The following is a 15,173-nucleotide window of genomic DNA, read 5'->3' as shown; positions in this document are numbered from 1 at the left end:
TACGGACTGTGAATAGGGTCGCTATTGCTACATTATTTATACGTTTTTTCTAATTTTCTCAATTCTTCTAGCATCGCTTTTCTGCGTGGGTATTTTTCTTTTAGTTCTTTGATCAGTAATTGAACAGAGATGGTGCTACTTGGAAGGGTGGCCATTTCGGCGATCAACAAAGCCATTTTATGATACCGTAAACGTGTAGTTGTCTCAGCAGCCATCCGCCGTAATTCGTATTCATATTTTTGAAGAAGCGCTTCTGGAAATTGCTTTCTCAAGAAAGAAAAATAGCGACTTGCTTCTTCCAGTCCAGGTGACTTGAGGACATAATCCAACAATAAATCATAACGTCTTTCTTTTGAATAAAACAATCCAACGTCTGTACGATATTTTAATTTTTCAAATAAGTTTTCACGTACTTCTTCCCACTGATCAATCGAATATGTTTTTTTCAATTGATGGATCAAATTCATATCGACGGTCTCTCCCTCTAATAGAAGATGCAAGACTTGTTCCGCATACAGCTCTTTTTCCCCTAGTTTATGATAAAGATTTTTTAATGCATAGCGATGCAAGGTGACCATATCAGAAGAGTGTTGATCTAATACAATACTTTCATTCAAAACAGTGATTGCTTCTTCATATGCTTTCTTTTGCATCAGATAGTCAATATATTGTGAACGTATAGTTGGAGATTGCCAGCTTTCGCGTGCACGTTGATGAATTTGATTGTCTGTATAATTCAAATTTTCCATTTGGCGAATGGATAGCAGTCGTTTGTTTTTATAGTTTAAGTGTCCGTTATTTTCAGATGTTTGATCAAGTTTTTGCTGATCCTGATCAGAGAACTGTTCAGGGAATTCTTCATGTAAAATTTGTTGGATATAAAAACTAGATTGGCTTGCGTTATTTATTTTAGCCGAAAGTTTAGAATATATTCGTTGTTTTTCTTGCTCAGACGCATGTCTAAGTAATTTTTTCCATAGAGAGTACCATTGATGCATGATAAGGCTGATATCATTTTCTACATTATGTACCTTTGCTAAGTCAAAGTGTTCAACTATTCTGTTCATTAATTCGAATGCATGAAGGATCTGTTTTTTTGCGATGGATGTATCAATAAGACTGTTTAAAAATTCAGACAGTTCTTTATTGATGTTTTGAAGTGTACGATCATGAATATTGCTTCCAGAATAATGGGTATGTTTTTCTAAAATAACAATCATTTTATCGTAATCGTCCATATTTTTGATTGCAGTATGTTCTTGGAATCGTTGAGCTAGTTCTTGGTTCTCTTTTAAAATAATTAATAGAAAGTCTTGAATATCTTGTTCATTTGCATAAGAAATCAACTTGACCAGTTCATTTGCTTTTCTCTGCTCTTTTTCTTGTTCATATTTGAATAAGGTAGCCACGACATGAGGACAATGACCTGTGTCTTCGTGGGAGCAACTGCAAGACAAACCATAGAATTGGTTGTCATCTGTTAATTGGATAAGTATGTCATACTCCTTCTTGTTTTCTTCTGTGACTTTTGCGATGATTTTTTCTTGTGTAAACAAACATCCATGAACGCGTTTTTCAATAAACATTTCATAGCCATGATCTAAATCAGATTCCCAAAAATCGTTTTTCCAATCTTTCATAAAATTTCCTCCTTTAGTTATCTTCATAGTTTAATTTTACCGAATAAATAAAAAGAAAACAGCAATTTTTTTCCAGTACGAAGATTATTTAATCTATTATAAAATTAATAATAATATAAAACTGTTATTTTAATTTTTAGATAACTAAAAGTGACTCTGATTTACATCAAACTAAAGAAATTTTTCCACGAGCGGCTGGTTTTCTGGACGTTTCTCTTTTTCTGATAATGCAATCTGTTTAATGAGTCCATCTAAAGTGATTACTGCCATTTCTTCTTCCACTTTTTTTTGTAATCGAGAATAAGTTGCAGCCAAGACTTCTTGGATATTAGCGCCTACCACGCAATTCGGATTTGTTTTTGGATCTACTTGGATCAAATTTGTGTTGCCTTCAATACTTCGATAAATTTCCAATAAATTGATATTTTCGGGAGCTTTCGCAAGTACGGGTGTTGGTTTCCCACTTGTTGTATGGATAAGATCTGCTTTTTTTAATTGACTCATGATTTTTCGAACATTTGTTGGATTCGTTTCAATGCTACTTGCAATCATGTCGCTTGAAAGTAAATCAGTTCCTTGAAATATGTGGATATAAGCTAAGATGTGGATCGCATCGCTTAATTGTAGAGAATATTTCATTAAAATCCATCCTTTCAACTTGATTTCTTGACTTATCTTAGCATACTCTTTATGATAATGGTGTATTTTAAAAATGTACAGCTATATGAACAAAAATAATTAATCAATAGGGAGTGGGAATATGACTTATTTAGTAACAGGAGCAACTGGAGGATTTGGACACTACGCTTTAGAAGAATTAAAGAAGCTGGTTCCATTGGAGGAGATCTATGTCCTTGCTCGTAATGAAGAAAAGGCACAGAAATTAATTGAAGCAGGACTTCAAGTTCGCATCGGCGATTATGCTGATCGCGAGACGATGGTACAGGCGCTACAAGGCATCGATCGTCTATTATTTGTATCAGGTGTACCGGGAAACCGACAAGCTGAACATCAACATGTTGTAGAAGCAGCAAAAGAAACGGGGGTTTCTTTTATTGCCTATACTAGTTTTGCGGATGCAGATCATTCGACTAGTATCCTGGCTCCAGACCATCAATTTACAGAAAAAATCATCAAAGAATCGGGTATTAAACATACCTTTTTACGAAATAACTGGTACTTAGAAAATGAGATGCCATTGATTGGAGTAGCATTGAAAACTGGTCAGTTTGTTTATGCAGCTGGCGAAGGGAAAACCGGTTGGGCGTTAAAGAGAGAGTATGCAGAAGTAGCTGCAAAAGTGTTAGCAGGAATGGATTATCCTGAGTTCTTAGAATTATCTGGAAAACCAATCACCTATCAAACCTTGGCAGAACAAGTTGCTAAAGTAAGTGGGAAACCTTTAGACATCCTTTCGTTGGCTCCAGATGAATTTACAGACAAACTAACAGCCTCGGGATTTTCTCAAGGTGGTGCAGAAATGACGACTGCAATCCAAAATGATATTCGCAATAATCAGTTAGATGTAATTTCTGATGATTTTGCAAAAGTATTAGGACGCGAATTGACTTCGATAGAAGATGGGTTAAGGGAGTTAGGTATCTAAATTAAGGACTAGTTTTTTCTACCAAATTTAATAGGAATGTTACTCTTAGAGCACGCGTATGGGTTTGGAAATAGCAGATGTATTTCTAAACTATGCCGGCAAGCCTCTAAGAGTTTTTTATTTTTTGATTTGAGCCAATAATCATCGACTTCAAAAATAGAAAGTTACAAAATGGCATAAAGACTCCTCTAAATCTTAAGAATTTATATACTGAAAAATGTTGAAATCTATGTATAATTAAAAAGTGTATGATGTTTAAAGAGAGTGTATATTTCTGTTATCATATGCAACACATTAAATTATTTTATTTTTAAGAATAAAGGAGAAGTAATGAAAGCAAAAAATTTATTATTTAGTGCAATTGTTCTGAGTAGTCTTGTGACTACCAACCTTACTGTACTTGCAGAAGAAGTAGGGACAAATAATTCTGTTGAAACCACCGTTTCGACACAAGCAGACGATGTGACAGAACAGCCTACGGAAAATGTGGAACAAACTGAATCTATTACGAATCCTCTGACAAATGGGGAAGAACTAACACACACACATCAAGCGGATTTATCACAATTTGAAAATCCTGGCATAGCAGCATTTTCAGCACGTGCTTCTTCAAATGCGCAACAAGCGTTCATTGATAGCATTGCTGCAAGTGCACAGACCTTAGCAAGCGCGAATGACTTATATGCTTCAGTTATGATCGCTCAAGCGATTGTTGAAAGTGGCTGGGGGAAAAGTACGCTAGCTTCGGCACCTAACTACAATTTATTTGGAATAAAGGGAAGTTATAATGGGCAATCCGTGACAATGCCAACTTCTGAGTTTGTAAATGGGCAATGGATCACTGTAAATGCCGCTTTTCGTAAATATCCTTCGTACGCAGAATCTTTACAGGATAATGTAACTGTTCTTAAAACAACTTCGTTCCAATCGGGTGTGTATTATTACTCAGGTGCTTGGAAAAGTAATACCTCTTCGTATAAAGATGCCACAGCATGGTTAACAGGTCGTTACGCGACAGCACCAAACTATGGTTCAACATTGAATAGTATTATTGAAACCTATAATTTGACACAATATGATACGCCAAACTCTAGTTCTTCACCGATGTATCGCTTATATAATAAAAGTACAGGGCAACATTTGTACACATTAAATGCGGGAGAGAAAAACTATTTATCAACAGTTGGTTGGAAATACGAAGGAATTGCATGGCAAGCACCAAATAGTGGTCAACCGGTGTATCGTCTGTATAATCCAAATAATGGGGATCATCATTATACAATGGCTCAGTCAGAAATCAACTTCCTTACACCACTAGGCTGGAGATATGAAGGGCTAAGTTTTTATTCTGGAGGTTCTAAACCAATTTATCGACTATTTAACCCAAATGAAACTATCGGAACACATCATTACACATTAAGTTCAGTAGAAAGAGATTCTTTGACACCATTAGGTTGGAGATATGAGGGAATCGGTTTTTACGCGAATTAATAAATAAAAAATATCTACTTGGCATTTTTAAATAATGTCAAGTAGATATTTTTTATAAAAGATCAGATCAATCAAACTGATCCAAACGCCAACGTTCAATGATGTTGTTTAATTTTGTTCCATAATTTGGATCAGTTGCATATGTTCCAGTTAAGGCTTGGGTCGCATCTCGATAAGAACGTGTATTAACTTTCCAAGTTCCACGATAGCGAACAGGGTCCCAAGGTACGCCATATTTCAGTTTCACAGCATTGTCGATGAAAGATTCATCGGTACTTTGATAGACACGGAATTTAGAATTGACAGGTATCGTGATCCCGTTGACAACTTCATTGGATACATGCCAAACGTAATCATATTTCCCTTCATCTTCCCCATCTTTGAACTTCATTCCAAAGAAATTGTTCGCATTGCGTGCCAAGAAGCTAGTGCCATAGCCGGTCTCTAGAATTGCTTGAGCAAGCATGACAGAAGTGTATAATCCGTATGCTGGAGCAACTCGATTTGCACTTTGTGTAATAGAATTGACAAATCTTCCTTCTGGTGTTGAAGTGTCAATTTGACCTAATATGGTCAGTTGATTTGCTTGGTAACCCGCTGGTTTTCGATCATTTTCTACAATCGTGACTTCAATTGCTTCGACAGGTAGACTCATTCCAACTGAGCCTGCTTTTTGACCATTTGAAGCCCAACCTAACCAACCGCGTGAACGGACGAATGAACGATAGTAAATATCGTATTTTTCAGATAATTCACCTGTTAGTTGAAAAGAGAAGGCCTGGAGTGCACGACTATGTCCGACCGAACCTGATATTGCTCCATTCTCAACAGGATTTGTCCATCCACTTGATGAAATATGTGAATCATATCTAATTCCACCAGAGTAATCACTTTGTTCTAATTGTGCACGAATTGCTTCAAATTGCCGCCCTTGATTCGCATGATTGATTGAATTACTTAGACCATTGCGATTGACCCAACCAATACCAGACACATGACCATCAAAGAAAACCTTAGGTGGTGCAATTCGAAAGGCACGAGCAGTTTGACCTGGGGGAGCTTGCCCTTTTTCGACTAGTTTTATTTGTAAGCCCTCTGCACGATACGAGTAACCTTGTGTGCCAGCTGATTCTCCATTTTTTGCCCAGTCTAACCAGCCGAAGTGTTGGGAGTGGACACGGTAATAAATATCATAGTGGTGACTGATATCACCGGTCAAATTAATTCGGACAGCTTGTAATGCTAAGCTTTGTCCAACGGTCCCTGAAGTTTGTCCTTCCTGAATCCATGAAGTTTCCCAACCACGATGTGCCAGGTGGGATTGGTAAACGATACCACCCTCATAACTGTTTTCCGTTAATTTTAATTGAAGTGCCTGTAAGCTAAGTCCTTGTCCGACCGTTCCAACTTGTGTCTCGGCTGTTTGTTCTGGTAGCCATCCTCTAGAAGCTACGTGAGCGTTCGCTAAGACAGAAGGGGGTTTTTCAACATAAGATTCACCCGTTGGTGGCCCAATTTGCTCTTTGGGTAGCAGACGTATTTCAATTGCTTCAATACGATAACCGTACCCCAATGTACCAGCACTATTTCCATTTTCTGCCCAAGGTAACCAGCCTAGATTTTGAGCATGGATTCGGTAATAAATATTGTAATGTGTTGCAAGTTCGTCTGTCAGTCGTATCCTGATTCCTTCAATCTGACGACCTTGTCCTTCTGTTCCCGATATCCCTCCATTTGCTACCCAATTTTGCCAACCATGATTTTCAATATAGGAAGTATATTCGATTGATCCAGAAAAGGCAGAAGAGAGATTGACACGTAACGCTTCAATACGTAACCCTTGTCCTTCTGTTCCAGAAATTTCCCCATTCGAAGATTCAGGAAGCCAACCTTGCCCGCGTACATGCGTGGAATAATTTATAGATGCTCTTTGGACGTAAGAATCTCCAAGTTCAGGACCTTGTTGGGAGCGGCTAATTAATTGAATTTCGATGGCTTCGATTCGGAAACCAAAACTGGATGTTCCAGAAGGATTTCCATTTTTTGCCCAAGGTAGCCAACCAAGTTTTTGAACATGAACTCGGTAATAAAGGTTATAATTTTCAGCCAATTCTCCTGTGAGTCGCATATTAATTCCTTCTATTTGAAGACCTTGCCCCTCCGTTCCTGATATTGCTCCATTTGATACCCAGTCTTGCCAGCCAGTTCCTTCAACATAGGAACTATACTCAATCGAACCAGAAAGGGAAGAAGTAAGATTGGCACGTATTGCTTCAATGCGTAGTCCTTGTCCTTCTGTGCCAGACAACTCACCATTTTTTGAGGTGGGCATCCACCCATGTCCACGCACATGTGTTGAGTAACTAATTGAAGTTTCTGTTCTTCTTTCGCTAGGTGAATGATTTGTATCATTGACACTACTATTCGAAGGTATAGTAGGTGTAATATTTTCTGTTTCAGTTGTGTCTGGATCACCTTGTCCCAATTTGTTGAAGTCGTTCTGATCAACATACCCCACCACAACATTGTCATGGGATATTTTATAAAATGAACGGTTATTGATTTGTATTTGTTGATTTATTTCATAAAGTGTTTCAAGATCAGCTTGCATTGCAGATTTTTCAAGCCATGCATCATCTAAAGTGGAATAAATTTTTGCATGATTTTCTGTTAATTTTCCTTTTTCAGAAAGGTTTATTATTTTAGAAGCATGATAAGTTAAATTTTCTGCAAAAATCCAACCGGACTGCGTAGCGCTTTCGACAAAAAAGAATGTTTCCTGATTGGATAATGCGATTTTTCGACTCAAAAGAATGTTTCCAGAGAATACTTTTTCATTAGATTGTTGATTAAATGTATCAGTTAGTGATTGTTGTTGCACACTCCCATATTGATCAGTTAAATCTTCTATTTCTCGAATGGTGGTTTTTTCTGTGACCTGCGGATAATACTCTTGGATCAAAGCAAACAAACTATCTTCATTGATCGCTAAAGTTGGATCAATTGAAAGAATATCTGTGAGATTTTCGAGTGAGAGTTGATAAGTTTTAAACTGTTGTGCAAGATAATAAGCTAAAGTTTGTTTGGTTTGTGAGACATCTCCAGTGTAGACAGCTAACTGGATTGTGGATGAATCAGTAGTTCGGGGGTTAGGGACTTGCACATCTGTGGAATTGATTTCATAGATTGTGTTTCCACCAATGTAGCTGTGTGTTGTTTTTTTGTTTTCCTCATCTTCAATAAATGTTTGTTGCATAGTTTCAGTCGCTGATACGTTGATTCGTTTCGGTTTACTGACACCATCCTTATAGCTTTCTCCTATTAATTGGGGAGTTCCTATTATAGTTGGTGTGTCAGTGCTGGGTGGGGGTATCTCTTCATTTGTGGTTGAAATGGTAGTTGGAGATATTACATTCGTTGTTTTTTCTTCGGTGATTGAACTTGAGGTGCTTTCGGTTTGCTGATTATTGTTTGTTACTGTTTCTGCTAAAGCAATACATGGCGACAATGATGCGTTTAATAACATTATCGATGCAAGCAAAATCCTTACTTTCATCAAATATCCTCCTGGTTATAATCTTTTCTTTATTTGATTGATAAGAAAATGTTATTTTTATTTCGGTGTTACTAATATTATTCTATCGTAAATTTAATTATTTTCCAATATATTTTCTAAATTAAGTCAAGAAATATAGCTCAATGAAAAAAATAAAATAAAAACTTACGAAAAATTTTCATTTATGCTATGCTGTTTTTCATGAAAAGGAGTGATTGAAGTGCCAACAAACAAAAAAGAAGGAATTATTTTTACAACAATGATGTGTTTTCTGATGGTTTTAGGGATGAGTATCTATAATCTATGGTTACATAATGCGTTGCATGTATCAAACTTATTCGTAGGACTTATACCAGGATTTATCGTGGCATTTATCTTAGATGTTTTTATCGTAGGAGTAGTCGCAAAAAAGATTGCTTTCAAACTACCTATAAATAAACAAAATAAAATGCAAATGATCCTTACGATTTCATGTCTCATGGTTTTAGGTATGGTGACATGTATGTCATTATTCGGTATTGTTATTGAACAAGGGATTCCAGAACAATTTCTTTCTGCCTATCTTACAGCTTGGAAAATGAATGTGATCATGGCGTTGCCGTTACAGTTATTATTTGTCGGTCCAGTTTCACGTGCAGTTTTGGCGACGATCCAAAAATAAATAAAGAAGTCTCTATGTTGTCGCTAGCAACTTTCAGTTAGATAAGCTAAAATGCAAGCAAGACATAAATGTGAGGCTTAGATGATGATCGAAGAATATTTTAAAGAGGTAGGTTTGACGATGGTCGAACTACCTGTTGAATGGGTAGATGAACAGTTGATTTATCGGGGATTGATCAAGGAGCTTCCGACGATCAATGCGGAGGCTAATTCAAGGATAAAAATGCAACAACAATTAGCAGAGACCTACCGAATCTATCGTGAACAACTTCTTCTTGAATCAGAAGAGGAAAAAGAAACTACTACAAATCTGACGAGTGAACAATTATTGCGCTATTACGATGGAGAAACATTTGATGGCTTTTCTTTATTTGATCAATTAACGGAAGAATAGTCTATCAAGGGAGAATGTACTAATAGTGTGCACTCTTTAGAAACAAGACGACATCCACGAAATTTATTTTAAAATTTTGTGGATGTCGTCTTATTTTTTCTTTTAATAAAGAATAATCTGATTTTTACGTAACTTTATTATGAAAGACAACTCGCACATAAAATGTTTCCCGTGAAACATTATTTACGAATTTGTCCATCTCCATAGATGATGTATTTCGTCGTTGTTAACTCATTTAGCCCCATTGGACCTCTAGCATGAAGTTTTTGTGTAGAAATACCGATTTCTGCACCGAAGCCAAATACTGAACCATCCGTGAAGCGAGTGGACGCATTGACGTAAACAGCAGCTGCATCAACTTCATTTAAAAAGCGTTGGCTTGCTGTGTAACTGTCCGTCACGATAGCTTCGGAATGTTGTGTATTGTGACGGTTGATATGTTCAATTGCTTCGTCCAAAGAATCAACGATCTTAACCGCTAAAATATAATCCAAATATTCTGTATCCCAATCGGTTTCGTCTGCTAAGGTTGCGGTCTCTAAATAATCTAACGCGTGAGCATCTGCATGTAGAGAGACACCATGTTCAACCAGTGCTTGCTCAATAGATGGCAAGAAGAAAGGTGCGATCTCTGAATGGATCAGCAAAGTCTCGGCAGCGTTACAGACAGAAGGGCGAGATGTTTTGGCGTTCACAATGATATCCACGGCCATGGCTAATTGTGCTTCTTTATCGATATAGATATGGTTGTTGCCGGTACCCGTTTCAATGATTGGTACAGTGGCTTGCTCTTTCACACGTTTGATCAACGAAGCACCACCTCGAGGAATCAATACGTCTAAATAATCCGTTAATCGCATCAATTCCGCAGCCGTCTCATGAGAGGTATCATCCACGAATTGGATCGCGTAAGGCGAAACTTCAGCATTTCCCAATGTTTCTTGAAGTAATTCAACCAACAGTTGATTGGAATGGAAGGCTTCTTTTCCACCACGTAAAATCACTGCATTTCCTGATTTAAATGCGAGACTTGCCGCATCAGTTGTCACATTCGGACGTGATTCGTAGATCATGCCGATGACACCTAGAGGGACACGTTTCTTGCCAATCAATAAACCATCTTCGTTTTGCCACATGTGATCGACTTTTCCGATTGGGTCGTCTAGTTGCGCCACTTTAATGATTTCTTCCGCCATTGTATGGATGCGTTCTGGTGTTAGCCGTAAACGATCTTGCATTGTTTCGCTAATATTATTTTCTGTCGCTTGATCTAAGTCTTTTTGATTGGCTTCAAGAATGGCTAGTTGATTTCTCTTGATTGTTTGTGCCATTTGCAACAATAAGTCATTTTTTTGTTTAGTCGGCATCAAAGCAAGTTCTCGCGCGCCTTTTTTTGCTTGTATCCCAAGTTGGTTAAGATCAGTCATTATAAAACCTCCTTAAATAATGTGCCGATTTCTTTTCCAGCTAAAATATCAAAAATGATTGCTGGATTTTTTCCGTTTGCTAAGATCATCGGACGATTTGCTTCAAAGATCCTTAAAGCTGCTTTTAGTTTGCTTGCCATCCCACCAGTTCCGTAGGCACTACCAGCACCACCTGCTTGGGCCATCAGTTCATCGTCGATCGCGGTAACTGTTTGATACATTTCAGCGTCAGGATTGATGGTTGGATTATCCGAATAAAAACCGTCGATATCTGAAAGAATGATGAGTAGATCAGCGGCAATCAGTTTGGTAACGATCGCAGATAACTGATCATTGTCGCCAAATTTGGTGGAGTGATCTAATTCATCCACTGCGACGGTGTCATTTTCATTGACGATCGGAATGGTTCCCATTGCTAGTAGCTGTTCTAACGTATTGACAACATTTTTTCGGCTTTCAGGGTAATCGATAACATCTCGCGTCACTAAGATTTGTGCCGTTTGTTGACCATAGGCACTGAACCGTTGATTATAGATATTCATCAATTCAGCTTGTCCAATTGCTGCAATCGCTTGTTGTGCGGGGATCGTATTAGGACGCTTTGCTAGATTCATCTTGTGCATCCCAACACCTACTGCACCGGAAGAGACTAAGACGATTTCTTTGCCTTGATTACGAAGGTCAGAGAGAACAAAAGCGAGTTGATCGATCGCACCCAAATTGATGTTGCCATTTGGATAGATCAACGTACTTGTTCCTACTTTTATAATGATTCGTTTTGCTTCTATTATTTCTTTTCGCATGGTGCACCTCAACTAATCTTTTTTACACAGAAATGATTTTGCTCTATTCTACTTGTTTTCAATCATAAAGTCATGTTTTAATAAACTTTTTTTCAAAAAATCAATAAATTTGTTTCTTAAATAGAGAAAGGAATTTCATGAAGAATTCGTTAACTTTGGGTATTCAGTCGCTTGGTATGTTAAAATAGAACTAGTTTACTCTGGGAGGGATTCGGTGAATAAAAGAGGTTTTGAAGTAATTACACGTTATCAGGATCAACAGATCCAATTGCCGCAAAGAGCGACTCATCACGCTGCCGGTTATGATTTTGAAGCAGCAGAAGATGTGGTGATTCCAAGTGTTTGGAAAGCCGGGTTCAAGCAAGGACTAACAGCTGTATCAGATGCGCTGATCTCTGAAATGTCAGCAGAGGAAAAGAAAATCAAACCCGTTTTAGTGCCTACAGGAATCAAAGCGTATATGGGTGAGGATGAATTCTTACAATTAGCCAATCGTTCGAGCAATCCATTAAAACGTTTTTTGATTTTGACGAATGGTGTCGGCGTGATCGACAGTGACTATTATAATAACGAAGCAAATGAAGGGCATATCATGTTCCAATTCACGAATTTTGGTTTCAAAGATGTAGTGATCAAAAAAGGGGAAAGAATTGGGCAAGGAATCTTCCTACCGTTCTTAAAAGCGGACCAAGATCAAACCGCTAATGCTCGTCAAGGTGGATTTGGTTCATCCAACCAATAAGCAAAGTAGATTTAAGTTATCTTTAACTCAAGAAAAGTAAAATGAAAGACAGGTGGTACACCGAAATGGCCAAAAAAGCAAAAGTTCAATTTGTTTGTCAAAATTGTGGCTATGTGTCGCCTAAATTTTTAGGACGTTGCCCAAATTGTGGTAAATGGAATACCATGGTTGAAGAAATCGAACAAGATACAACGGACCGCAGAGTACGAACGAGTTTGACCGGAGAAAAAGCCAAGCCAACAAAAATTGCTGAGGTGGTTCCTAAGAAAGAACCACGAGTAAAGACGAAGCTAGAAGAATTGAACCGTGTTTTAGGCGGTGGTGTGGTCCCTGGCTCGATGGTTTTGATCGGTGGCGACCCTGGTATCGGAAAATCCACCTTACTCTTGCAAGTATCACAGCAACTGGCTGCTATTGGTGGAAAAGTCCTTTACGTATCGGGAGAAGAGAGTGCGGACCAAATCAAGTTGCGTGCAGAACGATTAGGTTCGATCGACACAGAGTTTTACTTGTATGCAGAGACAGATATGAATGAAATCAGTCGAGCCATCGAACAAATTTCACCTGATTATGTCATCATCGATTCGATCCAAACAATGACTCAACCTGATATTACGAGTGTCGCTGGTAGTGTTAGTCAAGTGCGAGAAACCACAGCTGAGCTATTGAAAATCGCAAAAACAAACGGTATTGCTATCTTTATAGTAGGTCATGTCACGAAAGAAGGCTCGATTGCAGGTCCGCGCATGTTAGAGCACATGGTTGATACGGTCTTGTATTTTGAAGGTGAGCAACATCATAGTTTTCGCATTTTGCGTGCCGTCAAAAATCGTTTTGGTTCCACCAATGAGATCGGTATTTTTGAGATGCACACCCATGGCCTTGAAGAAGTAGCCAATCCTTCACAGATTTTCTTAGAAGAACGATTGGATGGGGCGACAGGTTCAGCGATCGTTGTCGCCATGGAAGGTACACGTCCGATCTTGGTTGAGATCCAAGCCTTAGTCACGCCTACGATGTTCGGAAATGCCAAACGAACAACGACTGGTTTAGACTTTAATCGGGTGTCATTGATCATGGCAGTCTTAGAAAAACGGGCAGGATTATTGTTGCAAAATCAAGATGCTTACTTAAAAGCAGCTGGTGGGGTAAAATTAAATGAACCTGCAATCGACTTAGCGATTGCAGTCAGTATTGCGTCTAGTTACAAAGAAAAAGGAACGCAACCAACGGAGTGTTTTATTGGAGAAATCGGTCTGACTGGTGAAATCAGAAGAGTCAACCAAATTGAACAACGAGTCAAAGAAGTACAAAAATTAGGTTTTACAAAAGTATATTTACCTAAAAATAATTTAGGTGGTTGGAATATTCCAGAGGGTATCGAAGTCGTAGGTGTTGCTACACTTGATGAAACTCTTAGACGAGTATTTCGCTAAAATCAAAATGAAATGGAGGAAACAGGATGCAAAAACGTGTCATCACCTTACTGATGATCATCGTTGGTGCCAGCTTAGGGATTTCTTTTTTACCTACAGCTTGGCAGGCGGTCGGTCAACAGACGAATGGATGGCTGAATAACACCTTTACCAATAGCTTGTTAGGTGCACTTATTTTCTTTCTATTATCTTTGCTATTGGCAAAACATATAACAGCAGTCATCAAGCAAATTGAAGAAAAATTAAGTGAAGTCAGCTTGACGTATCTCTTATTTGGCGCAATCGGTGCAATTATTGGCCTAACGTTGGGGGTTGTGATCTCAACGCCGCTTTACAATATTGAAATACCTTTTGTGAACAGTGTTTTACCCATCTTATTGATGGTGATCCTTGGCTATTTGGGCTTGCGAATGGGAACGACCCGCATCGAAGAATGGAAGAAAATATTTGGACCTAGAAGTAAAAAGGTGGAGCAAGAAACACCTAGTCAGGTGGAAAGTCAGTTATTAGAACGCAAATTAGATGATCATTTTCATAAATATAAAATTTTAGACACAAGCGTCATTATTGATGGACGTATTTACGATATTACAAAAACAGGATTTCTAGAAGGAACCTTGATGATCCCAAATTTCGTCCTGTATGAATTACAATATATCGCTGATTCTGGCGATAGCCTGAAGCGGGTACGTGGACGTCGCGGACTAGATATTTTGAATGCGTTACAAAAAGAAGAAGGTATTTCAGTTGAGATGTATGATGGTGATTTTGAAGACATCAGTGAAGTAGATAGTAAGCTGATCAAATTGGCAAAACTATTGGATGGTGTCATCGTGACCAATGATTATAATCTTAACAAAGTCTCTGAATTTCAAAATGTACCTGTTCTCAATATCAATGCACTTGCTAACGCAGTGAAACCAGTCGTTATCCCTGGTGAGAATATGAATGTACTAGTGGTCAAAGCAGGCACAGAACGTCAACAAGGAGTGGCTTATCTAGATGACGGTACAATGGTGGTTGTGGAAGATGGGCAACATTACATGAATGAACGGATCGAAGTCGTGGTAACGAGTGCACTACAAACAGCTGCTGGACGAATGATCTTTGCAAAACCTGCTCATGCGGGTAGAGGAATCGACAATAAGCGTGAAAATGAGAAAAAAACGAAATAAAAACGCAATATGGTAAATATGAGGCAATTAGACATCGTCAGATTTTTTAGAGAGATGGTTTTTGTTTCCTCAGTTTAGGTGGAGTAGGCGAGGATTGAAAAGTAGGCCAAACTATTTTTTCGATTCCCGCCTTCTTACGTAGATTTGAATGACTTTTTCATAATCTCTTTACTATTTAACGTATAAAAGGTAAAATTTGTGCTGAGTAGCTTTAAATTTCAACATTTATCGCTAAAGGAGATC

The 15,173-nt window shown here is 38.1% G+C and carries 12 protein-coding genes; 7 read left to right on the top strand and 5 right to left on the bottom strand.

Going from position 1 to position 15,173, the window contains the following annotated elements; all coding sequences use genetic code 11:
• Positions 1 to 32: 32 nt before the first annotated feature.
• The gene (locus tag IGJ99_RS13650; protein WP_010734049.1) at positions 33 to 1,640 is read right to left on the bottom strand and encodes an SWIM zinc finger family protein; all 1,608 of its coding nucleotides are present in this window, start codon (positions 1,638 to 1,640) and stop codon (positions 33 to 35) included.
• Between the two features lie 171 nt (positions 1,641 to 1,811).
• Positions 1,812 to 2,279: an Rrf2 family transcriptional regulator gene (locus IGJ99_RS13645; protein WP_019723027.1), complete on the bottom strand. Its 468-nt coding sequence runs from the start codon at positions 2,277 to 2,279 to the stop codon at positions 1,812 to 1,814.
• Between the two features lie 121 nt (positions 2,280 to 2,400).
• On the opposite strand from IGJ99_RS13645, the gene IGJ99_RS13640 reads away from it, so the two are divergent.
• Together IGJ99_RS13640 and IGJ99_RS13635 are read left to right on the top strand one after the other, a co-directional pair.
• Entirely contained in the window at positions 2,401 to 3,246 is an 846-nt protein-coding gene (locus IGJ99_RS13640; protein ID WP_438748788.1) for an SDR family oxidoreductase, read from the top strand.
• A gap of 330 nt (positions 3,247 to 3,576) precedes the next feature.
• The gene (locus IGJ99_RS13635) at positions 3,577 to 4,737 is read left to right on the top strand and encodes a glycoside hydrolase family 73 protein (RefSeq protein ID WP_010734052.1); all 1,161 of its coding nucleotides are present in this window, start codon (positions 3,577 to 3,579) and stop codon (positions 4,735 to 4,737) included.
• 67 nt (positions 4,738 to 4,804) lie between these two features.
• On the opposite strand, the gene IGJ99_RS13630 is transcribed toward IGJ99_RS13635, so the two are convergent.
• Positions 4,805 to 8,293 carry a glucosaminidase domain-containing protein gene (locus IGJ99_RS13630; protein ID WP_438770891.1) on the bottom strand — a complete coding sequence of 1,163 codons (3,489 nt, stop codon included), beginning with the start codon at positions 8,291 to 8,293 and terminating at the stop codon, positions 4,805 to 4,807.
• A gap of 220 nt (positions 8,294 to 8,513) precedes the next feature.
• On the opposite strand from IGJ99_RS13630, the gene IGJ99_RS13625 reads away from it, so the two are divergent.
• Both IGJ99_RS13625 and IGJ99_RS13620 read left to right on the top strand, forming a co-directional pair.
• A complete protein-coding gene (locus IGJ99_RS13625) occupies positions 8,514 to 8,954 on the top strand; it encodes a DUF2798 domain-containing protein (RefSeq protein ID WP_019723030.1) in 441 nt (146 codons plus the stop codon).
• An 84-nt stretch (positions 8,955 to 9,038) separates the two neighbouring features.
• Positions 9,039 to 9,347, top strand: coding sequence for a hypothetical protein (locus IGJ99_RS13620; RefSeq protein WP_175401350.1), 309 nt, complete (start codon positions 9,039 to 9,041; stop codon positions 9,345 to 9,347).
• Between the two features lie 179 nt (positions 9,348 to 9,526).
• On the opposite strand, the gene IGJ99_RS13615 is transcribed toward IGJ99_RS13620, so the two are convergent.
• Both IGJ99_RS13615 and proB read right to left on the bottom strand, forming a co-directional pair.
• Positions 9,527 to 10,774, bottom strand: a complete 1,248-nt coding sequence (locus IGJ99_RS13615) for a glutamate-5-semialdehyde dehydrogenase (RefSeq protein WP_010734056.1) — start codon at positions 10,772 to 10,774, stop codon at positions 9,527 to 9,529.
• On the bottom strand, positions 10,774 to 11,577 hold the full coding sequence (proB, locus tag IGJ99_RS13610) for a glutamate 5-kinase (protein WP_010734057.1): 804 nt from the start codon (positions 11,575 to 11,577) through the stop codon (positions 10,774 to 10,776). The genes IGJ99_RS13615 and proB overlap by 1 nt, the downstream gene beginning before the upstream one ends.
• A gap of 214 nt (positions 11,578 to 11,791) precedes the next feature.
• Here proB and IGJ99_RS13605 point away from each other — a divergent pair, with 214 nt between their 5' ends.
• The 3 genes from IGJ99_RS13605 (at position 11,792) to IGJ99_RS13595 (ending at position 14,930) form a co-directional block, all read left to right on the top strand.
• Positions 11,792 to 12,319: a dUTP diphosphatase gene (locus tag IGJ99_RS13605; protein ID WP_010734058.1), complete on the top strand. Its 528-nt coding sequence runs from the start codon at positions 11,792 to 11,794 to the stop codon at positions 12,317 to 12,319.
• 65 nt (positions 12,320 to 12,384) lie between these two features.
• Positions 12,385 to 13,755 (top strand): DNA repair protein RadA, encoded by a 1,371-nt coding sequence (radA, locus tag IGJ99_RS13600; RefSeq protein WP_010734059.1) that lies wholly within the window; start codon positions 12,385 to 12,387, stop codon positions 13,753 to 13,755.
• A 26-nt stretch (positions 13,756 to 13,781) separates the two neighbouring features.
• Positions 13,782 to 14,930 carry a PIN/TRAM domain-containing protein gene (locus IGJ99_RS13595; RefSeq protein ID WP_409173657.1) on the top strand — a complete coding sequence of 383 codons (1,149 nt, stop codon included), beginning with the start codon at positions 13,782 to 13,784 and terminating at the stop codon, positions 14,928 to 14,930.
• Positions 14,931 to 15,173 lie beyond the last annotated feature (243 nt).

It is taken from the genome of Enterococcus sp. AZ095b, assembly GCF_051714725.1.
In the GTDB taxonomy this organism is placed as follows: domain Bacteria; phylum Bacillota; class Bacilli; order Lactobacillales; family Enterococcaceae; genus Enterococcus_B; species Enterococcus_B pernyi.
This window is presented reverse-complemented; position numbering and strand designations above follow the sequence as displayed.